Here is a 25,579-nt window from a genome sequence, read left to right as displayed (position 1 = left end):
TCTTACCCATTCAACCTCCCATCCACCTCTAACACCTGAGGAATCAGCATTTTTTCCCCGCTGTTGTCTATTACAAAGGAAGCTAGCTCTTGTCGTTGCTCTTCGGTGAATTGTTTTTTGATGATGGCTTTGATGTCGTTTTCTGTGCGGTGGGTATCTCTTTTTAGCACTCTTTTTATTCGCTCTTCTTCCGAGGCATAAACGGTGATTACTTCGTCGAGGGATTTGTATGAGCCGCTTTCAAAAAGCAGGGCCGCTTCTTTTAGGAGGTAGGGTTTGTCCTTGTTTTCCTTCGCCCAATTTTTAAAATCTGCGGCTACTCGGGGATGCACCAAGCCGTTCATGGTTTTCAACTTTTCCTCATTAGAAAAAACCACTGAAGCCAGATAGGTCCTGTTCAGCATGCCATTGGCATCATAGCTTTCCTCGCCAAAAGCTTCTATCAAACCTTTCTTCAAAACAGGGTCATGGTGCATGAGCCATTTGGCACGGTCGTCAGCATAATACACGGGAATACCCAGGGTGGAAAAAACCTTGCAGACCAAGGACTTTCCCGAGCCTATTCCGCCTGTTATTCCTATCAGTTTGGGCTTACTCATCTCCTATACTGATCACAAATTTTTTGGGCACCACGTTCGTTTCTATCATGTAGCTAGGGTATTTCAGTTGGGCTGAAATAGTGGAATCGACCTTACTCGTCGTTCTATAGTCTAGCAGTACCTTTAGGGAGTCTTGTGGAATATAATGTTCATCCACTTCTATCATATACTCCACCGTAGCCTCCGAAGGGATAATGGTGATTTTTTTACCTTCGGGGATGGTAAAATTAACTACTTCAGGTTTCACACGCATCGTTCGCTTGTCAAACTGGGCTACCATAAATTTGACCTTAGTTTCCTCAGTATCTACACTCACCAATCTATGCTCGGGATAGGCAATTTTCACCATCTGTTCAAAATCAGCATCTATATCCGTTTCATCCAAAAATATTCGAATGGTATCGGGGTATTTGCTCAATAGCGTAGCAGCTCCTGTAAGGATTGCTTCGTCAGGTTCTATTTTTAAAGAAGAAATAATCTTATAATTATCCTTTAGCTCGATATCCGACTCCCTGAGGGCCAATTGTACTTTTTTAGTGGCAATGGTATCGAAGTCGAAATAAAGGGAATCTTCCAAGATATAATTTACCTGCATTTCCCTAAACCTGTTCACCACTTGGGGCAATAGATTATTGGTCATGATATGATTAAGCTCTAACAACGATTTTTTGTTGAGCATCACTTCAATAGGCTCTTGTGCCACATTAACCACCTTATTGAGCAAATTCCAGCCATTACCCGACACATTGACGGTGATGGATTCAGGAGGCTTCACCAAGGTGACCACATTCTCTCCGTCATAAAGTAATTCTACAGGGATAGAAACATCATCGGTGTGAGAATCGTTGAGTGCATTGAATATCCAAAAGGTAAAAGCCGTTCCGAAACAAATGGAAATTACCTTCCAGTCCCAGCCTTTCATTTTTTCAATAGTGTACTTAGACCAATCCAACACCCCTTTCAAACTGGGCAGATTGACCTGCTCATTTTCAGGTAGCTTTATTTTCTTTAAAAATTCTTTGACCTTCATATGTTTCTATGCTTCCCAATAGAATATTGACAATTCTTATTTATGACAAATAAGATAGAATAATAGGTATTAATTTAAGGAATAAAAAAACTGAAAACCCAGATTTTAGAAATCAGAATTTTCAGTTTAAGTTAAGCATCAAATGCTGTTTAGAGAAAAATCGTTTTCAAATTTCTACGATTCGTTTTTCTTTTTTAAAAGAGCTGTGTTTTCGAAAGAGATAGAACTTTTATCCATTCTTATTTTCACCCCCCTATCAACTTCTAACAAAACGGTATCTCCTTCTGAAGATGCAATCTTTCCATACATCCCCCCAATAGTTACCACGTCGTCGCCTTTCTTCACTGAGCTGGCAAACTCTTTTTGCTTTTTTTGCTTTTGCTGTTGAGGCCTTATCATAAAAAAGTAAAAAATAAGGATCATTCCGCCGATGAACAAAACATTCATCAATTGCGGATTTAAGCCCGCCTGTAATAGTATCATACTTAATTCGCTGTACATTATAAATTATAAAAAAGTTGCTCTTCTATGAAGCAGGCTGGTCTTTATAAGGACCTTTTACTTCTTGTACTTGGTTCACCACACACTGGATACTTATCACATCCGATCCATTTTTTGTGTTGGCAAAAATAGTGATGTTCTTATTCTGTACCCCAGCTTTTCCTTTACTATTGAACTGCACCGTGATCTCACCAGTTTCACCAGGGCCAATTGGCTCTTTGGTGTATTCAGGCGTGGTACATCCACATGTCGTCCTAATATCTTGAATAAGCATAGGAGCTTCACCGCTATTGGTAAACTTGAATACGTGAGTTACCACGTCTCCTGCGTTTAGCGTACCGAAATCATGACTTTTTTCTTCAAAAGAAAACTCAGCTAAAGCTGCTGCTTCGCCTGAATTTGTCTCTGAGGAAGAAGCCGCCTCTTCGGTTGTAGGAGCTGCTACTTGTTCGCTACTTCCAGACTTGCGGTTATCACATCCAACAAATGCAAGTTGGATAGCAAGTACTATGATAAAAGTTCTGCTAATTTTCATCATAACTAATTCTATTTCATTAATTAATTTGTGATTGTTCAACTATAAAAACCAGCCCATAGGGCTAGGCTTCAATTATTCTTCTACTGTTTTTTCTCGGGTTGTAATCTGTTTTTTGAGCGCATCAACTTCGCTCATCAGTTGCTCAGCATGCTTTATAGCATCTGAAATCACCATTTGGCTTTTATTTCTCGCTTCGCTCACAGACTCTTCGCCTTCTTCTTCCAACAAATCGTCAATTAATTCTTGGAGTTGCTCTTTATATTTGTCAAGCTTGTACCTAAGCTTATCCCTTGTATTGATCCCTTTTTCAGGAGCATACAAAATACCTACAGCAGCCCCTGCTGCAGCTCCAACTATAAATGCCAATAAATTACTTCCACCTTTACTGCTCATAGCTTTTTAGGTTTTTATTATTAAAAAGTGATTTAGTATTTAATTTAGAACATGTTTAAGCTTTATCTGCCCATGCCCTTATAACCAATTTGGAAGTGCTAAAGTTAATTTATTATTTATTATCAATCAGCCCTCTTCCTGTCTTTCTTATCTGCCCTTCGTCTTCCAGTTTTTTGGCTATCTCATCTAGCATACCATTTACAAACTGCCAGCTTTTGGGCGTACTGTATGTTTTTGCAATGTCAATATACTCATTGATCGTGACTTTTACAGGAATACTTGAAAAGTTTAGCATTTCGCAAATAGCCATTTCTATCGCTATCCTATCAACAGAAGCAATCCTATCCAAGCTCCATTTCTTTGCTTGTTTGGAAATAATCTGCTCATACTGGGTTTTGTCTTTCATATAGAAATCGAAAAGATCAACGAAAAATTCCCGGTCTTCTTCCCAATTTCTTGAAAGCAGATAAAGTCTTTGGTTCTCACAGTCATCGTCCTCCATTCCCTTCACCGTATTTATCAACATGCTCTTGACAATATCCTTGTTTTCCGACCAGTTGATATCCTCTTCTTCAAAGAACTCGATTATTTGCTCGTTTTTATATAAAAAGTCTCTTATCAAGACCCGAACAGCCATTTTCTCCTCGGCAAAGTCACCACTTTCCACAGTTATCCCCTTCACCAGTTCCTCATCTTTTTTAAGGTTGCGGTACCATTGCTTTATCAAATCGGTATCCCAATCAACTTTCTTTTCTGTGATAATCCGCTGTAGGGAAGCATTGTTTCTCCAACATGAAATAACCTTATTTTCGAGCAGGTTCAGGCTCCTGTCCACACTGGCAAGGTTCAACACCAAATTGAGCATTCTCAGGTAACGGTCATATACTTTCTCCGTCTCAGAGATCATCAGCTCTTTGTGGTATTGCCTGTCTTTATAGATTTTATCTCGGTAAGAAGCGCAGGCAGATAAAAATATTTTTTGTGAAAACTCATCGCCATCAAACGACTCGGAGGTAGTCACATTATTTTGCACATATTCCTTAAAAGCATCCGCTACTTTTTTCTCACGCTCGCTCATTAGTTCGCGGTTATCTTTGCCCATTCGGAGCATTTCCAACCTAAAATCTTCTTTTATGTTGGCCAATACCAAATGAAAAGCAGATTCCTTATTTCTTTCGAAGGCATAAATACTCTGCATCGCCTTCACCCTTAATATTCTTCTGTTCAGCATTACTTTGAGACTTTTATAAGCTCTATAAAATCAGCAAACACTAGTGCTATTTTAACAACAAGCTCGATATTGGCAACCAATCCTTATCAAGAAAAGAAGGTCACTTTTTTCTATACAACCACTTAATATCCGCAAAGTTAGACATATTTGGGCAGGATTGCTCCTTTTGGAAAGGATATGTACGAATGCAAGGTTTGAGGGTAAGATTTGAGCAAGGGTTTGGGAATTGAAGAAGGAAAAATAGCCGAAATGAAGACTGTTGAGGCTTGGGCAAGTGTTTTTAGGAAGTGAGGGCTATAGAATCACTATATTCCATAGTCTTGCCCAAATCATTGTTTTATGCAGCTGCAATAGCCGCTATACTCACTTTTCCACATTGGCTATCTAATAACTTTTTGGCACAAGCTTCAAATGTAGCACCTGTAGTGATCACATCGTCTACCAACAAAACATGCTTGCCCAAAACGAGTGCAGGCTGGGCTACTTCAAAGATTTTTTCTACGTTGAGCCACCTTTCAAAGCTTCTTTTTTTGGTTTGGGTGGTGCTGGCCACTGTCCTTATCAAAAGCTCTTTGCTCCAAGGGATATCCAAAACTTCCGAGAGCCCTTGGGCAAATCCTTCGGCTTGGTTGTAACCCCGCTGGCCTAGGCGTTTTTTGTGCAGCGGAACCGGTGCGATAAGGTCAAATTGTTGATAACTTTCACTTTTTAACAGTTCTCTTCCATACCACCTACCAAATTGGTAGCTTATTTTTTCTTCTCCATGATATTTGAGGTTATGGATTATCTTTTGGGCTTTTCCTTTTTTCACAAACTTGAGGTAAGCCATGGTATGAGCGATGGGCAATTTTCCATAAAACCGCTTCGAAAGCTCGTTATCGGGAAATAAATGATAATCTGTAGTAGGAAGATCGAGCCGGCATGAAGTACAAATCAGTTCTTCGTTTTTTACCAACACCGTTTCGCATCCAGCGCAACTTCGTGGGTACAACATATCAACAAAATCTTTCCACATAAGCCTTGGGGGTTGTCTTCAGCCAATTTTGGAAGATGGAATAGCTCCAGAGACTGAAGAAGTCATTAGTTTTACAAATCAATTTGGGCATTTGCCTTGTTTAAACTCTTGTTGTACCAACGGCGTGAAGTATTGTCTAGTGCTTGTAGCACTAGACACAATTTTAACTTGATTATATAAAAATATGGAATCTCCTGAAGAATTTAGGGCTTATAGGGCAGAAATGAACGAAAAGATACTTTCTGCCGACAATAAAGTACTCAAGCGAATATTTGGTGTAGATACCCTCGCCTTCGACAAAGGTGAGCTCGACAAAAAAACAAAAGAGCTTATCGGCCTTTCGTGTTCCCTAGTGCTGCGCTGCGACGATTGCGTGAAATATCACTTGGAAGCTTGTAAAAAGGCTGGGTTAACAGACAAGGAAGTCATAGATGCCATGAGCATTGCCAATCTGATAGGTGGCACCATCGTAATCCCTCATCTCCGTCGGGCTTTTGACTTTTTGGAAGCCTTGAGTAAAGAAGAAACTGAAGGTGACGCCTAATTTTTAGCTCTAAAAAAAATTAACAAATGATTATAAAAAGTGAATTAGAACTAGAGCAAAAATGGGAAGTTCTCCAGGCAAAAGTTTCAAGGGAAATGGGTGTGAAAACCCCAGACCTAAATGCTATTTTGTTCATAATTGGGGTACACGAACTGGGCAAAGGGCCTATGACATACACCAAAGAAGAAAAACAGGACTTGCTGCACATAGCCATTTGCAAGGTATTGAGCTTGTCGGGTTATTATGAGCTTGAAGGGGTGGATGAAGAGGGTTGGCCTCATTGGAAATTGGTAAAAAAGCTTCCTTTTTTTGATCTTCTTTCGCAAGAAAAACTTTTAAAAATCCATGTTATCGAATATTTCGAGACTGAAATAGGGTTCTAAATTTTTAAGACTAGAAAAAAATGAAATTTGTATCGTACAATGTGAACGGCATACGGGCCGCTTTGAAAAAAGGGCTTGACGAATGGGTGAAAGAAAATGCTCCTGATGTAATTTGCTTTCAAGAGGTGAAAGCCTTAGAAGAACAAGTTGACCTAAGTACTTTCAAGGAAATGGGATACGAAATTGATTGGTTCTCCGCCGAGAAAAAAGGTTATTCGGGAGTTGCCACTTTTTCAAAAAAGAAACCCGATGCCGTTGTACACGGAATGGGCATGGAAATTTATGACAAGGAAGGAAGAGTCCTGAGAACGGATTATGGAGATACTACTTTGCTAAATGTCTACATGCCCTCTGGCACTTCGGGCGACGCCAGACAAGATTTCAAATACCAATGGCTCGATGACTTTTTTGATTATGTAACCGAGCTCCGGAAAGAAAGACCAAAGCTGATTATCTGCGGAGATTATAACATTTGCCATAAACCAATAGATATCCACAACCCTGTTAGCAACAAGAACTCTTCAGGTTTTTTGCCTGAAGAACGGGCTTGGATGACAAAGTTTATCGAATCTGGTTTTGTTGATACCTTCAGGTATTTCAATGAAGAGTCCCACCATTACACTTGGTGGACATACAGAGCGGGGGCTAGGGGCAAAAACAAAGGCTGGCGGATAGATTACTTCATGGCAACCGAAACGCTGTCAGATCAACTGAAAGGGGCTGATATTCACCCCGATGCTGTTCACTCAGACCATTGCCCAATCTCTGTCAATATCGAAATGTAGATTTTAGGGGCACGCCTGCTAGTTAAGGCTATCGCCCCTCAATTTCCTGAAGCGTTTTCTGGCTTCTACATTGTAAATACTCCCTGGAAAATCTTTGAGCTGTGCTTCGTAGTACTCCATTGCTTTTTCAGGGTTATTCATGTTTTCTTCATATATTTTTCCAATGAGGAAATTGGCATCGTCCGCCAATATATCGTAGCGATATTCCTCTAATATTTTTTCTAATGAAGTAATTGATTCGTCAAAATTCCCAAGCTTCAAATTGATGTTGGCAAGTTCCCAATAGATCTCGTCGGTCAGGCTGTGGTTTGCAAATTCTTTAAGCATATTTTCATAGGCAACAATGGCTTCTTCGTACTTACTTTGGAACACCAAAAGCTCCACAGAAGAATATGCTTTCATGGCCACATCGGAAGTATCTAGCGCAAGGTTATCTTGGATAAGTAATGAGAGTTGCATGGCATCGTTGGCTATTTCCCTAGAAGTAGCCATTTTCAACACATCTAAGTGCGCCTTTGCCAATTCAAACTCGCCTTTGTAATAAGAAAGCTTGGCATTTTTTAGCTTGGCAAAGTGACCAAGGTTTTCATCTTTCTCTGCTTTTTCCACTTGGCTATAGAGCAAAGAGGCTTCCCAAGGTTCTCCTTTGAGGAGGTAAATATCTCCCAAGTCGAGCTTGGCATTCGAGATCAAATATTTTTTCATGCCAGGTCTTTTGACCAAGTCTTCCAAGATAATTATGGCCGTATCAACATTGTTTAGATAAAAGCCCTGCAGCAACGCCATACTCCTCACAGCGTCTGCCGTATTGGGACGAATGCCAAGTTCTTTTACTATATTGCTATAATCATTTGATAATGAGCGTATTTCATCCAGATCTATTGGGAAAGTATGTTTTACAAGTTCTTCCTTCGACTTTACCAACAAGCGCCTCGCACTAAAATAAACATTCTTATTCTCGTACTTATCAACAAGGTATTGAAATATCCTGCTTGCATCTTTATAAGCTCCATTACCCAAAGCTAACTTTCCTATTTCCAGAACTTTACGACCTTCAAGCCTTTTTCTCTTGTCAATTGCCCTGGCCTGAATAAACGCTTTGTAGAACTCTTGTTTTTGTAAGAAATACCAAATCAACAACTCATTGAAAACAGGCTGATCAGGCTTTTTCTGAACATTTTCAACCAATATTTTCCCTAGCTTATCAAAATCCTCTTCTTCGCCCAATCTTTCTTGGAGCATGTCTTCCACATATTCGAGCTTACTTGGATCCTCCTCCAAAATCTTAATGTACTCAGCAGCCATTTTCTCTGGCTTGTTCCAAAGCGCATAAAGGTCTGCCAGTTCATCGTAAAAGTTTTCAACATTATTCTTTTGAGCCATTAAAAATGACTTCTCAGCATATTCAAACTTTCCGTTATCAATAAAAAACGTGGCAGCGTATTGAAGCTGGGAATCGTTCTTCTTTATTTGCTCTAAGTAATTATCTAAATACTCATTTGATTTGGGCTCACCCTTTTGGGCACTTACAAGCATCGCATAGTCAATATTATACCGTGCATCGTAAGGCTCATCCTTCAGAAGCTTTTTAAGGTACTTCTCAGCATCCTTATACTCTTCCAATCTCATTAGAGCTTCCAAGTAGTTCCGGTGCACAAGAGCACGATCAGAAGGTTTTTTAACAAGCTTTTCGTACAACTCCACAGCTTTGTCTAGCTCATCATTTGCATAATACTGATTTGCTAGCTCAACATTATTGTCTTGCGAAAGGGCATAGAATGAAATGAAAAGGAAAGAAAAAATACTAAGGTTTTTTTTTAAGGACTTAGACATATTCTGAATTTAGTTAGCTCGTGAGACTTTATTAACTAACAACACTAATTATAAATATATATTTAATATATAAATAAAACACTTATTGTTATTAGGTGTGTTGATTTGTTGATAACTATTTGTGTTGGTAAAAACCTCGTGATTCATATGTTTACCAACATTTAATAAATTTGTAATTACTTGATAATTAGTTAGATATATAAGTTATCAACACTAAGGTTTGTTTTTGTGAATAATTCAGGACAGGTTATTCGTGGTTAATAAGTTGTGAATCTAAGTTGGCGGAATACAATAAGTCAGTTAATAACTCGTTCATCCAAAATTTATGTTGATAGCTGTTGATAAGTGTTGATAACTTTTGTGTTTTTTAGAGATTTATCAACAATAGCCTATTTATCAACAAAGAGACTGTGAATAAGTTGGCAACTTAAACCACAGCCTCTTTGTTTTTAATGCTATCCTATTGATAATGAAGTGATTTTCTTACTTTTTCGTTTTTTTCTTTTTTGTTGAAATCAACTCGCCAAGTATTTCCCAGTTTGGTTTCACATCTATCCCACCTTTCTCACTAAAATAGACATCTTCTGCTGGGCGGCGCTCTCTGAAATTGCCTTTGTCCCAAACCCCGTCATTATTATTATCAACCTGAAGCCTCAAATACTTGGTGCCTGGCTCCACGTAGTCAAACCTAAATTCTTTTTGGTTCACAAGTTCTTGCTCTACCTCAAACTTATCGTTGAGCAGTTGTACAAAGAAGCTTGTAAAGTCAGTCTCTACTCTTCCTTCTATACTTCCGTAGTCATCAATATTCTTAAGTTTATAACTAGCCTTTTCACCTTTAAGCGTGTCATATTCTACCGAAAGGAAGGCTAAGGAGTCGAGGAGAATAGCTTCTCTATCCGCAGGTAAATAATCCTTTATGGTTATTTTTGAAAAATTTGGAAGAGTTTCAAGTTCGTAAGGGTTTGGAAGCGTGTCGGTCACTTCGGTTTCATAGTAGGTAGTATCTAGTGTGAAGCTATTTAAATTCAATATATTGATAGCATAGATGACCGTATCGGCATTGGCACTGACTTGTGTGATACTTTTATCCCTATCAGTTGCCTTGGGTTTGATTATAAGGTCTATTTTATCTCCTAGTATGGAATAATCAAATTTAAGCTCCTTATTATACACGAGCTCCAATGTATCGCTTTCTACAGGCACTGGTTCGATTTTTCCTTCTTCCTCATTCTCATCTTGGATTTCCTTTATAGGAATCAATAATGTGCTATCAACTTCTAATAATAAAGTATCTGCCTGTAATACATAGTACATTGTATCTAGGTTATATAGTGTAGTATCCCTGGTTCGGAGAATATTTATCTTATCGGGGTCAAATTTTAAGGCTGGTTTGTTGAAAGTGATATCTACATCAAATGTTTCTTCAGGGATCATTTTCCCTCCATTTTTTGGGGAAATAGATACTGATAAAGGTTCAGGATCTACTGACCTTCTTTCTGAGAAAGTGAATTTTACCGTATCTGTACTAGATTGTCCTAGTTCATCGTATGCAATAATTATTGCTGTGAGAGAATCTGCTGCTGCTTCAGGGTTATTTTCTATTTCAGCTTCTTTTTTCCTTTCCTTTTTTCTTTCCGATCTTGATAGTTCTATTACAGTATCAGCTGGGTCTTTTAATTTATATAGCTTTATCATATTCTCGTTTAAGATATGATAAACGGAATCTTTCATGTCCTCATCAAGTAGTTCAAATTCGTAGCTCTCGATTTTCTTGTTGTATTCTATTTCTGCATACTGAGCGTCGACACCTGTTCTTTTGAAAAAGATATCTTCAATATCGTATTTAGCTAGTTGAAAATCCATATCAATTAGGTTGGAGTCTAGCGTTATATTATCAGCCTTGAACCCGAAAAGCTCTTTTTCCTCACCGGTGTACTGCAAGTTATTGTCATCTTCAAATACCGCATAGATTTGGTAAATACCTTCTCTTATATTTTCCAAGAGGTAATTTCCTTCTTCATCTGTTTTGGCGAGGTAATAAGGCTTCTGAACATTGAGTGTATCTTCTTCTCTAAGTAGCATCACCGTAGCTTCTTCCGAGGGTTTCCCGGAAAATAATTCACTTACATTTCCCTCTATCTTCAGCGAATCGATGTAATCGCCCGTACTAAAAGCTACTTTTACATTCTTGGCAATATTTTTTTCAGTGACATCCACTACCGATTCTCTAAAGTTGAGGGAATACGTGGTATTTTCTTCCAAGTCTTCGTCGAATTCGAGTGTAACCACATTCTTTTTGATCTTGGTTACATACCTGATATCGCTATAAGGGGCAATGATCAATTGTCTAAAGATATTATCAAGCTGAACTGATTCATTAAAAATGAGCTCGATTGATCTACTTTTGTAATTTATACTTCCTGTTTTAGGAACAGTACCTATCAAAATAGGTGGGTCTTCATCTTTTGGTCCGCCCGGAGGGGGCTGAACACTTGCACAGTCAGATAATAGAAGTGTTACAAATAAATAAAAGACAGAAGTTCTTATTAGCTTTTTGACAGATGTATTTTTCACGCCGTATGTATTTTAATACTCTTTTCAGTGTAAAAAAAGAGCGTATTGATTTTGAAACAAAAAAAGCATATCTCGCTTCAAAGATATGCTTTCTATTTCAATACTGGAAACCTAGCTTAATAGTGTTTAAACAATTGGTTAGCAGTATTATAAGATTATATATGATTTACTTTTCTAGATAAACCATTAATATGGAAATGTCTGCGGGGCTAACCCCACTTATTCTCGAAGCTTGCCCAATAGTTTTTGGCTTTATCTTTTTTAGCTTTTCCCTAGCCTCGTTTGACATTGCGTTTATCTCTTCGTAATTCAGCTTTTCATCTATTTTGAAATTCTCAAGTTTACTCAGCCTCAAAGCGATCTTTTGCTCCTTATCTATGTATGTTTCATATTTCAGTAGAATTTCAGCTTGTTCTTTTACTACATTGTCGACAGCACCAAGTCTATTTTGAATAGACTCATTACAAGTCTCAAGCATTTCAATTCCTATATTAGGACGTTTTATCAGTTGGGCAATCTTTAGTTTCTGAGGAATAGCAGCTGAGTTTAACTCTTCTAGGCGGTTATTAACATCTTCAGGTTTTACACTTTCACTTTTTAAGAAACTAACCAAGTCTTGAACCTCCGACATTTTTTTCTCTACGGTCTCAAGGCTTGCATCGGAAGCTAAACCTATAGCATGTCCTTTTTGGGTCAAGCGGACATCAGCATTGTCTTGCCTTAATAAAAGCCTGTACTCTGCCCTTGAAGTAAACATTCTGTAAGGTTCTTCCGTACCTTTGTTCACCAAATCGTCTATCAGCACACCTATATACGCATCAGAACGACTTAGAATAAATTCCTCTTTCTCTTTTATTTTGTTTACCGCATTTATTCCCGCAATTAAACCTTGGGAGGCGGCTTCTTCGTATCCAGTTGTTCCATTTATCTGACCTGCGAAATATAAATTCTCGATCAGTTTTGTTTCAAGAGTTAGCTTCAGTTGAGTAGGTGGGAAATAATCATACTCAATAGCATACCCTGGGCGGAACATTTTTGCATTCTCAAAACCTTTTATCTTTCTCAACGCTTCATATTGCACTCTTTCTGGAAGTGATGTTGAAAAACCATTGACATATACTTCTACCGTGTTCCAACCTTCTGGTTCTACAAATATCTGGTGGCGGTTTCTTTCGGCAAACCTATTTATCTTATCCTCTATAGAAGGACAATACCTTGGTCCTATACCTTGGATTCGACCAGTAAACATCGGCGACTCCTCAAACCCCTTTTTCAGGATATCATGAACTTCATCACTGGTATAGGTGATAAAGCAACTTCTTTGTTCTTTCAAAGTAGTCGTTTCATCAGAATACGAAAATTTACCAGGGTTTTCATCCCCTTTTTGTTCTTCTAGAGCTTCGTAGTTGATAGTTCTGCCATCTAATCTAGGAGGAGTCCCTGTTTTCATCCTTCCAGCTTCAAAACCTAAAGCAACCAATTGCTCTGTCAATCCTTTTGCAGGCCTCTCCCCTGCCCTTCCACCACCAAATTGCTTTTCGCCTATATGGATCAATCCATTCAAGAATGTCCCATTAGTCAAGATGACGCTCTTTGCATAAAACTCTACCCCTATGGCAGTCTTCACTCCTTTCAATACACCTTTCTCGACAATAAGCTCAGTAGCCATTTCCTGCCAAAAATCCACATTTGGGTTCTGTTCAAGTTTTATACGCCATTCCTCAGCAAACCTCATACGGTCACTTTGGGCACGTGGACTCCACATAGCAGGACCTTTTGATAAATTGAGCATCCTAAACTGGATCATCGTTTTATCAGTCACTATTCCGCTCATCCCCCCTAATGCGTCAACTTCTCGTATAATCTGCCCTTTTGCCACACCTCCCATTGCAGGGTTGCAGCTCATTTGGGCGATCTTATTCATATCCATAGTAATGAGAAGTGTCTTTGCTCCCATAGTAGCAGATGCATGAGTGGCTTCACAGCCAGCATGCCCCCCTCCTATCACTATTACATCATAATTTCTATCCATTTCTACAAGTGTATATACTAGGCTTTCGAAAATGTTCCACGTGGAACACTCTTACAAGTAAAGTGTTTTCCTAGTTTTTTAGATTAAATCGAATTAAAAATATTTGATACTACAAAAGTAATTTAGTTTGAGTTCAAAACCATGATCCTTTTAAACTAAAAAAAATGTTCCACGTGGAACATTTTATGTTTTCATGAGAGCGTTGAGGCTTTCGTTTTCTTTCTCTGTCATTAATTGGGCTTCTGTTTTTGTTTTGTCTTTAAAGCCTAAGAGGTGGAGAACTCCATGGATCATAACTCTTGCCAGTTCTGTTTCAAAAGTATTTTGAAATGTACCTGCATTTTCTGTTACCCTATCTATACTGATGAATATATCTCCAATGATTTTACCTTCAGTTTCACTATTGTCAAAAGTTATTATGTCTGTTAGGGTATCGTGGGAAAGGTAATCTATGTTTATTTTAAGCAAATAATCATCAGAACAAAAGATATAATTAAGCTCTTCTATCTGATGATTATGTTGTTCTGAAACCTTATTTATCCAAGAAACTGCTTTTTCTTGATTCTTTAGCTCAAAAGTGATGTCTTCACAAAAAAAAAGATATTTTCCATTTTTTGTAAGGCTTATGTGTTCATATAAAATGTCATCTTAATCTCTTTTCCTTCGGAAAGGAACTTTACTTCATCAGCTAAGTGCTTAATGAGGAATATTCCTCTGCCCCCTGGTGAGTTGATGTTTTCTGCTGCAGTTGGATCAGCAAGTTTTTTTGGGTCAAATCCTTTTCCTTCGTCCTTTATAATGAAGTTTATATTAGCTTCATTTACCTCTAGGGATATATGGACGTTTTTGTTTTTATTGTTTTGGTTTCCATGTACAATGGCGTTATTGACAGACTCGGTAACTGCCACCATTATATTCCCATAAATATCATCGTTGAAGTGAAATGTTTCTCTTGCGTGATCGATGAAGCTTTCTACAATCCTGATATTGTCGATCAGTGAAGGTATTTTTAGTTTGAGTGAATTGTTTTTTGTCATCCCTTTTGAGATTCTTTCTTATTCTTTAATCTTTTTGAAATATTCGTTGACTTCCTTTTTATAGTATTGATTAAGAGACGTCGGTATAGTCTTTAACAATTCTATTTGCATCTCCTTTAGTTTAAGGTATTCTGAAAAGTCATTGGGTGATGCTTGGTTTTTATTTTGTTCAGCTGTTTTAGCCTCACGTTGTTTGTCTAACTCCCTTTCCTTCTCGGCTTTTTCAGATTCTAGCAAACGGGTAAGGATTTCTTGTTGTCTTTCAATCAATTCATTGGTAATCCTTTTGTTTACCAAATCTTCTTCAGTTTCTTCCATTTTCTTGAGGAGTTCATCATAACCATTGCCCCCCTCTTTTCCACCTTTCTCCTCTCCTGGTCCCTTGCCTTCAGGGTTCTCATTCTCTCCATTGGGGTTACCTCCCTCTCCATTCTGTCCATCACCTCCCTCAGCGCCACCTTGCTGTTTTCCTTTGCCCATCCCCTTCTGGCCTTCCATGCTCTTTTTCATCGCATTTCTGATCATTTCCTGCTCTGCAGCTAGTTTGGCTAATTGCTCAGATAAAGCTCTTCCAGACTTACCACTTTTTTTCAAGTTTTGAATCTTTTGGTTAAGCTGCTTTTGCAAGTCGCTCATGTTTGGCATTCCACCCTGCTTTTCAGACATTTGCTGTCCGCTCATTGCCATGCTCATTTGGTTTTGCATGCTTTTCAATATGTCATTTAAAAGCAAAGCAAGATTGTTTATCGATGTCATGGCGAATTGCTGCTTACTAGCGGCAATCTCAGGACTTCGTTTTCTAATCGACTCAAGGCTTTCATCCATATATTTATTCATAGATGAAACTTCCCTAGTCACAAACGATTCTATTTCGAAAACTCTTTTTGAAAGCGAAACCAAACTATCTTCAATTATTTTGGCATCATCCTTCAATTTAAGTTGTTGTTGTCCGAGCTCTACAAATTTAGGGTCTATTCTTTTAACTTTCTGAAAATCTAGCATTAAGTCTTCTTGGTCAAAAGAAAGTTTGATCAAATTCTCTAATATTTTCCTAAGATCATCATAATTTTCAGTAATCTGCTGCATTTGCATCGATTGTTGCATTTGCTGCATCTTCTGCCCCATTTTCTTCATGTCTTTCGACATCTTCTGTTGCGATTCAGAAGCTTTGTTTTGTTTCTTTTGTTGGAGGTTTTCCGAAGCTTGTTGCTGCTCTTGCTCTATTTGTTCTTGCTCTTTCTCCAGCTGCTCAATATCTTTTGGGGATTCAAGAGTTTCGTTTATTTCCTCTAGCTCTTCCAGTTCTTTTTGAATCTCTTCAAACTCCTCGTTCAATTCTTTTTGCTTCTCCTCTATTTCTTCTAACTCCGAATTTTTCGCTTCCTCGGTCTCTTCGGCAAGTTCTTTTTGTTTTTCAGCCAACTCTTCAAGGTCTTTTATTATTTCGTTGGCTTTATTATCAAATTTTAGTTGTTTGAAAAGCTCAAGTGCTCTATCCAGCTCTTTTTCAATAGTCTCTTCCTTCATTTCTATCTGGTCGAGCATTTCTTGGAAATCAGGATTGATGAAGTTTTGTTCCATCATCAGTTTTTGAAGCTCTTCGTAAAGCTTCTTGGTTTCCTCGTCCAATAGCTCGTCCATCAATTTTTGGAGTTGCTCTGCTTTTTGAGAAATTTCCTCATTTTGCGCATTGAACTTTTCTTTCTTCTCATCAAACATCTTGTTGAGCTGCTTCAGTTTTTCTATTTCCTTCTGCAACTCTTCATGTTTTTGGGCAAGCTTTTCTATGTTTTGTTTGTCCTGCCAGTCAAGTTTTCTTTTTCCTTTAAGCTTATCTTGGATATCTTTTATTTCTTTCTTAAGGTTTTTCGCTTTTTCTAACGATTCCTCTAGATGTTCTTGAGTTTGTTCCGTTTGTTGGCTTATTGCTTCTTTTAGCTCAGCTTTAGAAGGAAGTTTAAAATTGAAAGTGCTTGATTTTGAGCTCTTTCTACCATTTACAGCATCATTGTCCCAAACTTCTACGTAATATTCAAGCTCATCTCCTTGTGAAAGATCGAGTTTAGAAATATCAAACTGGTAAAAAAAGCTTTGGTTGATGGCATTTGGATTGAAATTAAGCCTAATGCTTTTAGTTGCTTTGCTTTCACCGTTTCTTCCGCTAAGCACCTTATAGTTAAAGGTAAGGTTGGTGATCCCGTAATCATCTCCAATATTTCCACCTAGTACCAAGTAATCGTAAAGCACCGTATCTTCATATTGCTGCATATTCACAGATGGAAATTCATCTGGTATTACATTGATATAGTATTCTATTATGTCTTTGTTTGAGCTAAACTCATTTGTTAAGAGTAACTGGTAAGTTTCTGATTTAGAAGAGGTTATTCCAAATTCAAAAAGATCTTTGTTGTTTTTTATTGTAGAAACAAGATTATCCCTTTTTGGGAAATTAACTTGTAAGTTATTGGTTTCTAGTGTATTAAATTGCCATTTGATATTTGTTCCTTCGGGAACTATCAAATTTCCGTTATTATCGAGCCTTTCATTTTCCTTCCCAATATATTTAGGGTAATCTAGGTAAACGTTAAAACTTCTCAGGCTTGGTCTGGCAAGTACTTCAAGGTTATAATTAGCTGATTTAAAGCCTGATGCTTCAAAATGAAAGTTTGTGTTTTTTTGAATTTTCTTAAAAAGAAAGGAAAATTGCCCAGCTGAATCTGTTGCAGACATTTTTAATTTACGACCGTCCTCTGTAATAATAGTTGTGTTTTGAGGAATAGCGCTGCCTGCATATTTGAGCTTGAGTTCAAAATTTTCCCCTTTAAAAGCTTTTAAAGCATCATTTTGGACTATAAAATCGAAAGGTGCCTTAGGAGCGTACGTTTTTTCATAGTTGACCAACCTTGGTGTACTTTCTGTAAAGAGCTGTGGTACAAAAAGTAAGGTAATAAAAATAGAAAATGCAGGGAAGGCAATGAATTTTAGGTATCTTTTATTGGAAGAATAGTCAACCGCCTTAGTGAAATCAAATTGGTCTATTTTCTCCTCTCTTTGCTGGATACTGGCCAAGACTAGATCATTTCCTTCGGTTTTTAATTTTTGGAGCTGTAGGGTATTTACTAACTTATCGTTGATTTCAGGAAAGTGATCACCTATTTTTTTTGCGGCAACAAAATCATCTAGCTGCTTGTCTCTATTGAGTAGCCTATATAAGGGACGGATTACCCAATAATAGAAAGAAGCAGAAAGGGTGAGTATAAATGAATAAAACAGAATCCCCCTAAACACACTGCTAAAGTTTCCTAGGTACTCCAATATGTTCACTAAGTAGTATGCAGTGAAAGAAACTGCAAAAACAGAAATACTACCTTTCAACAATGAGTTGAGGTAGTATTTCTGTTTGAAACGGTTTAGGTTAGAATTAATCATAATATGAAAGATATATCTACATTTCCGACATAAGTTATCAACAAATAAAAGAGGAGTGTAGTTTATTTTCAGATATTATTTATCTGCGGCAACAATATTTGCTTTCTTCTCATGTGGAATCATGTATACTTGAGAGAAGTCTCGGTACTGCATTGGGTTGTTTGGAAAGTTTTTAATATAAGATTGTAACAATCTATAACTTTCGTCATACCATAATACCAAAATTGGTGCATCTTGCATCATTAATTTTTCCGCCTTCATAAAGTTTTCAAGCGCCTCTTTTTCTGAAAAAGCATTGAGAGCCTTTTCATAATACATATCCACTTCTTCGTTTTTGTACCTTATAAGGTTAGGATAAGACTTTGAGCTTGGATCATCTGGTATATTTTGACTATAGAACATCCAGAGGAAAATTTCTGGACTAGGATAATCGGCTACCCATGCAAGCCTTACCAAATCAAAGTTTCCTGATAGTGTTTTTTCGGTAATGTGGGCTATTGGGGCAATGTTCAACTCTATTTCGATATTTAAATAATCTTTGAGTTGCTTTTGGACTTCAACGGCTACGTTGGTGTACCTCTCCCCTTCTGCATTTAAGTCGAGTGTGATAGTTGGAAATCCAGTACCATTAGGGTAGCCAGCTTTTTGGAGGTAAAACTTTGCCGAGTCAGGGTTAAATGTATAGCCTTCTATACCAGTGATATCATAATTGCTAAATGAAGGAGGGGTAAATCCGTGTTTTCCTGAACTATAAGCCTCGCCATTGAGTACATAATCTAGTATTCTTTCTTTGTCCAATGCAAATGAAAATGCTTTCCTCACATTAGCATCAGAAAAAATACCTTTATTATTGTTCATTGCTAAAATCTGCGTAGACATCTCAGGTTCTCGCTGGAGTTCAAACTCTTGCTCGGCATTAGGATTATCCAAGATATCAATGATATAATCGGTAGGTAGGCGGTACATCATGTCTAGGTTGCCTTTCTTGAACTCAAGTAGTTCTACCTTTTTGTCTTTCAGAAATTGAATGCTCAAAGCTTCCAAGAAGGGAAGTTTGTTTCCAAACTCATCTACACCGTAGTATCTCTCGTTTTTTACCAAGTTGATAGCAAGCCCTTCGTCTACGCTAGATAGTCTGAATGGTCCTGTACCAACAGCTTTTATCCTCATTTCTTCACCATATTTTTCATATGCTTCTTTTGGATAGATGAGTGAACCAGGTCTTGCTAGGTTGTATAAAAAAATTGAATTAGGTTTGTTGATAGTGATTTTAAGAGTGTATTTGTCCACTACCTCAAAACCTTCTAGTTTTTCGGGAGCATCCCCCCCGTTTTTTATAGTATCGTAGTACTCGTTAGCACCTTTTACTATATTTTCAAAAAGATTGAAATTTTGATTGAGCCTGTTGGGCGTACATAAATTTGTAAAGCAGTAAGCTATATCTTCAGCTGTAACCTCTCTGCCCTTTCCACCTTCAAAGCATTCATTGTCATGAAAATAGATACCTTTTTTAAGGTGGAATGTATAAACAGTCTTAGTTTCGTCTATTTCATACTTTTCTATAAGACCATGCTCTAGTTCGGTGATATTTTGTTGATTGAACTTGAACAAGCCTTCATACACTTGCGACGCGACTCTATATGAGTATACATCGATAATACTGGGTGGATATAGGCTTTTGATATATTCTGGCTCGCTTAGCCTGAAAACACCACCATAATATCGATCTCCTTTACCTAGTCTAAATTGTTGTTCATCGCCCTTGTTAGAGTTGAATGAGCACGATTGGAATAACGCTAAGCTTACTAATAGTAATTTTGGAAACAGCTTCATTATTAAATTTTTTCTGAAAGACATCAATATTAATGCTTGTTTTATAACATCTAGCAATTTGCTAACGATAGAGGAATATTTGATTAAAAAATTGAGCTTTCCATATAGATGTTTTTGTTTTAATAGGTAATTGGAAAACAATGTCAGGCAAGTAAATAAAGGTATTTTTATTTCTCTTATTTTTCAAGCCTATCCACAGATATTAGCACAATTGAGGTATAAGTAACGATAATAAACCAAGAAATTGATGATATCAAGGGAATAATTGAATTATTCTAACAAAAGGAGGTTTGAACCTATACTATCGTAAATATTTATGGGTTAATTATTCTGCTAAAAAATAATGTTACTCCCGATAATAACCTGCTAAGCTTATTATATAATGTATGTTTTGTATACTAATAAGTATTATTTCGGCTTTGGCTAATTGAACCGAGCAATACTAACCTTCTATTTTCATAATTCTCACTGTTAATGATTTTAAACTCAAGTCGTTGTTGCGTGCTTTTTCAAAAAGTAAGGTTAATGGACTGGGTAGACTTATTTAAAAGTGCTGAAATAAATAGTCGAATTGTATAAAAAGCTTACATGCCCATAACTGTTACGATTACGGTATTTTTCAGCAAAATATATCTAGGATTAAAAGGTTAGAGAGTAGAATATAAGATAAAGTATGATGCCTTATTAAACTATGGTTTGGTAGGGCTTTGCATGAAAAAAGATAAGATGAAAAAATTTGTTAGTTGGGTAAATGTTTTTGGGACATTGTCTTTGTTTGGTTTCCTGTGGGTTTTGGGGGAGATAGGTATCCAATTTGATTTTTTGAATGTATTTGAGCAGGTGATCAGTGATTATAACTTGACCGATATCTACTATACAAAAGTGAGGGATAATTCGACTGTTAAGTATGATGAAAATATAGTGCTGGTAAATATTGGTGGGGCTGATAGGGGCAGGAGAAGTATTGCCGCTCAAATAGCTATTTTGAACAAGTATGAACCTAAGGTAATAGGGATAGATGCAAAGTTTTTTACGCTTAAAGATGAAGATCCAATAGGTGATTTTATGTTGGCTCAATCCATTAAAGATGCAAAGAATTTTGTGATGGGCTCTGAGTTTAGGGTGCTTAGTGACACTTCTAGCACTTGGGATACGTTGATTGTTCCACCTGTTCAGTTTGCTCAATATGCTCATACTGCACATGTGAACACAGGAAATATTGAGTTTGATGATTTTGTGACATGGAGAGATATTCCTGTAAAAGAAAAGACTAGAGCTGGTGTGGAAGAGGTTTGCTTTGCGGCAAAAATTGCGGAGTTATACGATAAAGAAGTTGCTGAAGAATTTATGGCAAGAGGGAACGATATTGAAAATATTTATTTTAAAGGTAATCTTGATAAATATCAAAAGCTTGATGTAGAAGACGTATTGGATGAAAACTTCACGTCTGAGACTATTAAGGGGAAAATAATATTGATGGGGTATTTGGGTGATGGGTACACCGATTATCATTTTGATGAAGATAAGTTTTATACCCCCCTTAACGAGAAAATGGTAGGTAGAGGGGTTCCCGATATGTTTGGAGTTGTAGTACACGCTAATATAGTGTCAATGATACTAGATCGTACATATATAAATGAAATGCCGATATGGATGGGGGTTCTTATTGCCATTATAGTCTGCCACCTGAATGTGGTGTTCTTCACCAAGATATTATTTAATAAGAGGATAGCCCCTTACTATGGGCTTACTAAAATCGTTCAGTTGGTTGAGGTGCTTTTTATCGTAAGTATCACAATTCTTTTGTTCGGAATGTATAATTATAAACTAGACCTTACACTTACCTTCCTGGTGATCATACTGGTAGGAGATGTAACAGAGATTTATGTCGATATATTTGTACATAATATACAGAGATTAAAACTATCTAATAAACTAAAGATTAAACTATTCAAACCTAAACTAAACAGGATATGAACAAACTCAAACTTCATTCGACTGTCCTGATATTAGTCTCCATGCTGTTTTCCATTTCTGCTTTTGCCCAAGATTATACTTTTACAGTGCTTGGCTCAAAAGGAACAAACACGAAGGGAAGTTCAGCAATAAAAGTTGGAGCTAAGATTAAAGACGGTGAAACAGTAACAGTTGGGCCAGATGGATATCTGGGACTGGCTCACAAGAGTTTTAAAACTCTTGAGATCACAAAACCAGGAGAATACAAGGTAAGCGACCTTGAGTCTATGCTTGGTAATGCAGATGGTGATTTGGCAAGTAAGTATGCTAAATTTGTAATGGACGAGCTTACCTCAGGGAACTCTAGTTCTTCAAGGTTCAACAGAAAAGCTAAAACGGGTTCGGTAACACGAAGTCTTCACAAGAAACCTATTTTGTTTTTGATGCCTGTTGACGAAAACGGGATCAGCAAAACAAGCAAAGTATTAGCCGATTCTAAAATTACCATTAAGTGGTATGTAAATAACCCGAATATATTAGATTCTAAGAGCAATATTCAATACAAGTTTGTAGTAAAAGACGGTTCTCCGCTTAATATTGGTAAAGTAATTTATGATACTGAAATTACAGGAGAGTCTGTTACTGTAGATTTATCTGATGCAAGGTTCAACGATAGCAAGATGCTTCTTTATCAGGTTGTTGTAATGAACAATTCAAAGGAAGTAACATCAGATGAGCTGATGTTGAACATTGTAAACCCAATGCATGCCGGGCAGATGGGTACTGAGGTGAAAATATTAGAAAAAGACGAAACGGCTTTAGGTAAAATGGTGCTAGCAAAATACTTCGAAGAGCACAACCTGATAGCAAATGCAATTCATGCTTACGAAGAAGCTATTGAAATATCTGAAGCTCCTGAGTTTATCGCTTCATATAATAGTTTCCTAGAGTTTTATCAGCTTAGCTCTTCTTCAAGAGAAGTGAGTGCAGGAAAATAAAACACAATAAACACGAATGCTTAAGGCTGCTTAACTTGGTTAAGTAGCCTTTTTTTGTAGATATGGGCGTAAGCATCAATAATAACTTTATGATAAATAGTTTTATCTAATTCAGCTTTTTCACTTCTCTTTAATATGATGAAATCGGGAGAGTGGTTTTGTTGTTCACCATATTTCAAAAAGGTCCAATTGGTGTCAATTTGCTTTAGTCCTTCGTACCTGAGCATTACATTATAAGTGTCATAACTGATATAAAAGAAATAATCTTTTGAGCGGTCAATCGTACTTAAGAATTTTTCAACTGATCCATAAGGACCTTTTTCTTCAAATGCTTGATAGGCTGTAAACTTTAAAAAGAATAAGATATAGCAAGTGCAAAAAAATATAATAACAGATGGTCTTATTGTTCCTTTATAAATAGGCTTCACGACCAAATAACTAGCAATAGTTAGGCTTGTGTATTCGAAAAAGCTCTGGTAAAGCCAAACTCTGTGAAATGGTAAAACTCTTTGGAGGCTAATGATTAAGAAAGGTATTGAATAAGAAAAAAGAATAGCAAGGCTTAGTCTTTTTTGCTGTAGCGGAGATAAGGAACAGCTTGATGAAGGTTTGAAAAAAATAGTTATCCAAGCTAAAATGTTGATAAGTGTAATAAGCCCACCAAAACTTTCTAAACTATAAAATGTACCAGAGGTTTTCCACAAATAAAGAGGTAACTGACTAATATATTCTACCCAACTAAGGCTTTTGACCCATCGGTTTCCTATAATAGCATCAATCCCACTCACTGTTAGGATTGGTAGATAAAGAAAAAGGGTTGCTCCTGTTATAACTGCACAAGATATTAACAGGTACTTAAGGTGTTGGATATTCCAGGATGATAGTAAGAAGAAAAATGTAAGAATAATTAATGTTAGAAATGGATATAAAAAAGTCGGTAAGGTATAAAAGGCGAGTGATGAGCTTATGATGAAGAAAAAATAGTAAGTGCTGGGTTGCTTTCTGATACTTGCAGATAACAAAAAAAAGTAGGATAAAAATGTTAGTAGAGTCAAGAGTATATATCCCCTACCGTGGGTAGAATAGAAATTTCCATACTCAGAAAACCCAAAAAGAATTGAAGCACTTAATGCCAAGTAAAATCCAAAATACCTTTTTACAAGTACAAACTGGAAAATGAACAATAGTATGCTTGCAAAAAATGTGGGAAGGCGTAATGCCCACTTTGGGTCTGAAAAAAACAAATCAAAAAACTTGACTAAAAACAAGTAACCTACATGATTGTTGGGACCTGGGTAATAACTGATTACGGCTGGGAAACCCTTGTTTACAATGAATACATAAGAAAAAGCTTCATCGATATGGATATAATAGTTGTTGATGAAATAAAGTCTGTAGAGACTCAATAAAACAATGGATGTATAAAAAAGTGCTTTTTCATTTTTTCCTAATACACTAATTTCTAAAAAGGCTTTTTGTAAAAGTAATTTTATTTCTAGGAAAGCTTCTTCAAAAAAGTCAATCAATTTTTGAAGATTCTTAATTAAGAAATAGGAGAAGGTAAGGTAGGTAAAAAGTAAAAAAGGAAATGCTTTTATTAATAGATCAAATTTTGAAGGAGTAATGAAATTTGACTTCACTACTGATATTTTGTCTCGCTGGTCGTAGAAAGAGAGCAAGCTGTCAATGAGGAAATCATAATCATAAAATAAGGCACATAGATAAAAAAAAGAAAGTGCTAGAAAACCTAATATCAATAATGAAAATAAGATAGGTTTTAGCACTTTCTCCATTTTGGTAAATATATTTTTAGGTAAATTTCACATAGTTTTCCCATTTTTCTAATACTTGGGAAAAATCCTCGGGTAGTTCTGAATCGAACTGCATCCATTCATCGGTAGTGGGGTGCTTAAACCCAAGAGACTTGGCATGAAGAGCCTGCCTAGGTATCAATTGGAAACAGTTTTCTACAAATGACTTGTATTTGGAAAACCTCTCCCCTTTTAATATAGCATTTCCGCCATACATCTCGTCATTGAAAAGTGTATGTCCAATATGTTTCATATGAACCCTTATTTGGTGAGTTCTACCTGTTTCCAAGTTACACTTTACAAGCGATACGTACCTAAACTTTTGCAAGACTTTATAATGGGTTACCGCATGCTTTCCATATTCCCCTTCAGGATGCACCATACTGACCCGCCTGTCTTTAAAGCTTCTGCCTATATGACCTTCTATAGTCCCCTCGTCTTCCTTCGGTTCTCCCCATACTAGCGCATAATAAGTTCTTTCTATGGAGTGATCGGCAAACTGGATGGCTAATTTATTCATCGCTTGCTCAGTTTTGGCAATAACCATCAGGCCAGATGTATCTTTGTCTATCCTGTGGACAAGTCCTGGTTTCACTTCGCCATTTCTGGAAGTGGGTAAATTCTGGAAAAGGTATGACAGGGCATTCACCAAAGTGCCATCCCAGTTACCATGGCCTGGATGTACGACCATGCCCGGCTCTTTATTGATTATAAGGAGTGTATCGTCTTCATACACAATATTGAGAGGGATATTTTGAGGGACAATCTCAAAATCTACTTTAGGCTTGAGAAAATTTATCGTAATGATATCGTCAGGCTTGATCTTGTGATTTGGCTTTACCGTGAGGTCATTTACCTTTATCAATCCATCTTTTATTCCCTCTTGGATTTTGTTTCTCGAAGTATTGGCTAACCGGTCGTTTACAAACTTGTCAATTCGGATTAAGGCTTGTTTTGGATCCGCCACAAATCTATAATGCTCATAAAGCATCTCATCATCATCTCTTTCTTCTTCCATTTAGTACTTCAATTTGGCGATTTGGTAATTCTTAAA

General features: G+C 37.0%; 21 protein-coding genes. 5 read left to right on the top strand and 16 right to left on the bottom strand.

Annotated elements, in window-relative coordinates:
* Window positions 1-2: 2 nt before the first annotated feature.
* The 7 genes from coaE to R9C00_27865 form a co-directional block, all read right to left on the bottom strand.
* A complete protein-coding gene (coaE, locus tag R9C00_27895) occupies window positions 3-599 on the bottom strand; it encodes a dephospho-CoA kinase (protein WPO35523.1) in 597 nt (198 codons plus the stop codon).
* A complete protein-coding gene (locus R9C00_27890) occupies window positions 592-1,629 on the bottom strand; it encodes a hypothetical protein (GenBank protein ID WPO35522.1) in 1,038 nt (345 codons plus the stop codon). The genes coaE and R9C00_27890 overlap by 8 nt, the downstream gene beginning before the upstream one ends.
* A 174-nt stretch (window positions 1,630-1,803) precedes the next feature.
* Window positions 1,804-2,112 carry a preprotein translocase subunit YajC gene (yajC, locus tag R9C00_27885; protein ID WPO35521.1) on the bottom strand — a complete coding sequence of 103 codons (309 nt, stop codon included), beginning with the start codon at window positions 2,110-2,112 and terminating at the stop codon, window positions 1,804-1,806.
* A gap of 43 nt (window positions 2,113-2,155) precedes the next feature.
* A complete protein-coding gene (locus tag R9C00_27880) occupies window positions 2,156-2,668 on the bottom strand; it encodes a DUF1573 domain-containing protein (protein WPO35520.1) in 513 nt (170 codons plus the stop codon).
* 72 nt (window positions 2,669-2,740) lie between these two features.
* Window positions 2,741-3,061 carry a YtxH domain-containing protein gene (locus R9C00_27875; GenBank protein ID WPO35519.1) on the bottom strand — a complete coding sequence of 107 codons (321 nt, stop codon included), beginning with the start codon at window positions 3,059-3,061 and terminating at the stop codon, window positions 2,741-2,743.
* A 112-nt stretch (window positions 3,062-3,173) separates the two neighbouring features.
* On the bottom strand, window positions 3,174-4,292 hold the full coding sequence (nusB, locus tag R9C00_27870) for a transcription antitermination factor NusB (GenBank protein WPO35518.1): 1,119 nt from the start codon (window positions 4,290-4,292) through the stop codon (window positions 3,174-3,176).
* A gap of 337 nt (window positions 4,293-4,629) precedes the next feature.
* The gene (locus tag R9C00_27865) at window positions 4,630-5,307 is read right to left on the bottom strand and encodes a ComF family protein (protein ID WPO35517.1); all 678 of its coding nucleotides are present in this window, start codon (window positions 5,305-5,307) and stop codon (window positions 4,630-4,632) included.
* Window positions 5,308-5,491: 184 nt separating this feature from the next.
* On the opposite strand from R9C00_27865, the gene R9C00_27860 reads away from it, so the two are divergent.
* The 3 genes from R9C00_27860 to R9C00_27850 are packed head-to-tail and all read left to right on the top strand — an operon-like array spanning window position 5,492 to window position 7,019.
* Window positions 5,492-5,851 carry a carboxymuconolactone decarboxylase family protein gene (locus R9C00_27860; protein WPO35516.1) on the top strand — a complete coding sequence of 120 codons (360 nt, stop codon included), beginning with the start codon at window positions 5,492-5,494 and terminating at the stop codon, window positions 5,849-5,851.
* Between the two features lie 29 nt (window positions 5,852-5,880).
* Window positions 5,881-6,234: a hypothetical protein gene (locus tag R9C00_27855; GenBank protein ID WPO38802.1), complete on the top strand. Its 354-nt coding sequence runs from the start codon at window positions 5,881-5,883 to the stop codon at window positions 6,232-6,234.
* Between the two features lie 20 nt (window positions 6,235-6,254).
* The gene (locus tag R9C00_27850; protein WPO35515.1) at window positions 6,255-7,019 is read left to right on the top strand and encodes an exodeoxyribonuclease III; all 765 of its coding nucleotides are present in this window, start codon (window positions 6,255-6,257) and stop codon (window positions 7,017-7,019) included.
* Window positions 7,020-7,037: 18 nt separating this feature from the next.
* Here R9C00_27850 and R9C00_27845 read toward each other — a convergent pair whose 3' ends face one another.
* From R9C00_27845 to R9C00_27815, 7 genes are all read right to left on the bottom strand, one after another.
* Window positions 7,038-8,852, bottom strand: coding sequence for a tetratricopeptide repeat protein (locus tag R9C00_27845; protein ID WPO35514.1), 1,815 nt, complete (start codon window positions 8,850-8,852; stop codon window positions 7,038-7,040).
* Window positions 8,853-9,335: 483 nt separating this feature from the next.
* Complete coding sequence (locus R9C00_27840) at window positions 9,336-11,429, bottom strand: Ig-like domain-containing protein (GenBank protein WPO35513.1); 2,094 nt, start codon at window positions 11,427-11,429, stop codon at window positions 9,336-9,338.
* Window positions 11,430-11,595: 166 nt separating this feature from the next.
* On the bottom strand, window positions 11,596-13,461 hold the full coding sequence (gene mnmG / locus R9C00_27835) for a tRNA uridine-5-carboxymethylaminomethyl(34) synthesis enzyme MnmG (GenBank protein WPO35512.1): 1,866 nt from the start codon (window positions 13,459-13,461) through the stop codon (window positions 11,596-11,598).
* Between the two features lie 183 nt (window positions 13,462-13,644).
* Window positions 13,645-14,043, bottom strand: coding sequence for an rRNA maturation RNase YbeY (gene ybeY, locus R9C00_27830; GenBank protein ID WPO38801.1), 399 nt, complete (start codon window positions 14,041-14,043; stop codon window positions 13,645-13,647).
* 41 nt (window positions 14,044-14,084) lie between these two features.
* On the bottom strand, window positions 14,085-14,498 hold the full coding sequence (locus tag R9C00_27825) for an ATP-binding protein (protein WPO35511.1): 414 nt from the start codon (window positions 14,496-14,498) through the stop codon (window positions 14,085-14,087).
* 18 nt (window positions 14,499-14,516) lie between these two features.
* The gene (locus tag R9C00_27820; protein ID WPO35510.1) at window positions 14,517-17,927 is read right to left on the bottom strand and encodes a DUF4175 family protein; all 3,411 of its coding nucleotides are present in this window, start codon (window positions 17,925-17,927) and stop codon (window positions 14,517-14,519) included.
* Between the two features lie 75 nt (window positions 17,928-18,002).
* Window positions 18,003-19,760 (bottom strand): ABC transporter substrate-binding protein, encoded by a 1,758-nt coding sequence (locus R9C00_27815; GenBank protein WPO35509.1) that lies wholly within the window; start codon window positions 19,758-19,760, stop codon window positions 18,003-18,005.
* Window positions 19,761-20,486: 726 nt separating this feature from the next.
* On the opposite strand from R9C00_27815, the gene R9C00_27810 reads away from it, so the two are divergent.
* Entirely contained in the window at window positions 20,487-21,737 is a 1,251-nt protein-coding gene (locus tag R9C00_27810) for a CHASE2 domain-containing protein (protein WPO35508.1), read from the top strand.
* Window positions 21,734-22,714, top strand: coding sequence for a hypothetical protein (locus R9C00_27805; GenBank protein ID WPO35507.1), 981 nt, complete (start codon window positions 21,734-21,736; stop codon window positions 22,712-22,714). The genes R9C00_27810 and R9C00_27805 overlap by 4 nt, the downstream gene beginning before the upstream one ends.
* A gap of 20 nt (window positions 22,715-22,734) precedes the next feature.
* Here R9C00_27805 and R9C00_27800 read toward each other — a convergent pair whose 3' ends face one another.
* Together R9C00_27800 and R9C00_27795 are read right to left on the bottom strand one after the other, a co-directional pair.
* Window positions 22,735-24,354 (bottom strand): glycosyltransferase family 39 protein, encoded by a 1,620-nt coding sequence (locus tag R9C00_27800; GenBank protein ID WPO35506.1) that lies wholly within the window; start codon window positions 24,352-24,354, stop codon window positions 22,735-22,737.
* Between the two features lie 169 nt (window positions 24,355-24,523).
* Entirely contained in the window at window positions 24,524-25,543 is a 1,020-nt protein-coding gene (locus R9C00_27795) for an RluA family pseudouridine synthase (protein WPO35505.1), read from the bottom strand.
* Window positions 25,544-25,579 lie beyond the last annotated feature (36 nt).

The sequence above is a fragment of the Flammeovirgaceae bacterium SG7u.111 genome, from assembly GCA_034044135.1.
Classification (GTDB): domain Bacteria; phylum Bacteroidota; class Bacteroidia; order Cytophagales; family Flammeovirgaceae.
The sequence above is the reverse complement of the archived record's forward strand: the minus strand, read 5'-3'. Positions and strand labels throughout refer to the sequence as shown.

Coding starts and splice junctions, on each gene's coding strand:
- R9C00_27795 (WPO35505.1), bottom strand. CDS start 25,543: ATGGAAGAAGAAAGAGATGATGATGAGATGCTTTATGAGCATTATAGA.
- R9C00_27805 (WPO35507.1), top strand. CDS start 21,734: ATGAACAAACTCAAACTTCATTCGACTGTCCTGATATTAGTCTCCATG.
- R9C00_27860 (WPO35516.1), top strand. CDS start 5,492: ATGGAATCTCCTGAAGAATTTAGGGCTTATAGGGCAGAAATGAACGAA.
- R9C00_27810 (WPO35508.1), top strand. CDS start 20,487: ATGAAAAAATTTGTTAGTTGGGTAAATGTTTTTGGGACATTGTCTTTG.
- mnmG (WPO35512.1), bottom strand. CDS start 13,461: ATGGATAGAAATTATGATGTAATAGTGATAGGAGGGGGGCATGCTGGC.
- R9C00_27890 (WPO35522.1), bottom strand. CDS start 1,629: ATGAAGGTCAAAGAATTTTTAAAGAAAATAAAGCTACCTGAAAATGAG.
- R9C00_27845 (WPO35514.1), bottom strand. CDS start 8,852: ATGTCTAAGTCCTTAAAAAAAAACCTTAGTATTTTTTCTTTCCTTTTC.
- R9C00_27825 (WPO35511.1), bottom strand. CDS start 14,498: ATGACAAAAAACAATTCACTCAAACTAAAAATACCTTCACTGATCGAC.
- coaE (WPO35523.1), bottom strand. CDS start 599: ATGAGTAAGCCCAAACTGATAGGAATAACAGGCGGAATAGGCTCGGGA.
- R9C00_27875 (WPO35519.1), bottom strand. CDS start 3,061: ATGAGCAGTAAAGGTGGAAGTAATTTATTGGCATTTATAGTTGGAGCT.
- R9C00_27880 (WPO35520.1), bottom strand. CDS start 2,668: ATGATGAAAATTAGCAGAACTTTTATCATAGTACTTGCTATCCAACTT.
- R9C00_27865 (WPO35517.1), bottom strand. CDS start 5,307: ATGTGGAAAGATTTTGTTGATATGTTGTACCCACGAAGTTGCGCTGGA.
- yajC (WPO35521.1), bottom strand. CDS start 2,112: ATGATACTATTACAGGCGGGCTTAAATCCGCAATTGATGAATGTTTTG.
- R9C00_27850 (WPO35515.1), top strand. CDS start 6,255: ATGAAATTTGTATCGTACAATGTGAACGGCATACGGGCCGCTTTGAAA.
- R9C00_27820 (WPO35510.1), bottom strand. CDS start 17,927: ATGATTAATTCTAACCTAAACCGTTTCAAACAGAAATACTACCTCAAC.
- R9C00_27815 (WPO35509.1), bottom strand. CDS start 19,760: ATGAAGCTGTTTCCAAAATTACTATTAGTAAGCTTAGCGTTATTCCAA.
- nusB (WPO35518.1), bottom strand. CDS start 4,292: ATGCTGAACAGAAGAATATTAAGGGTGAAGGCGATGCAGAGTATTTAT.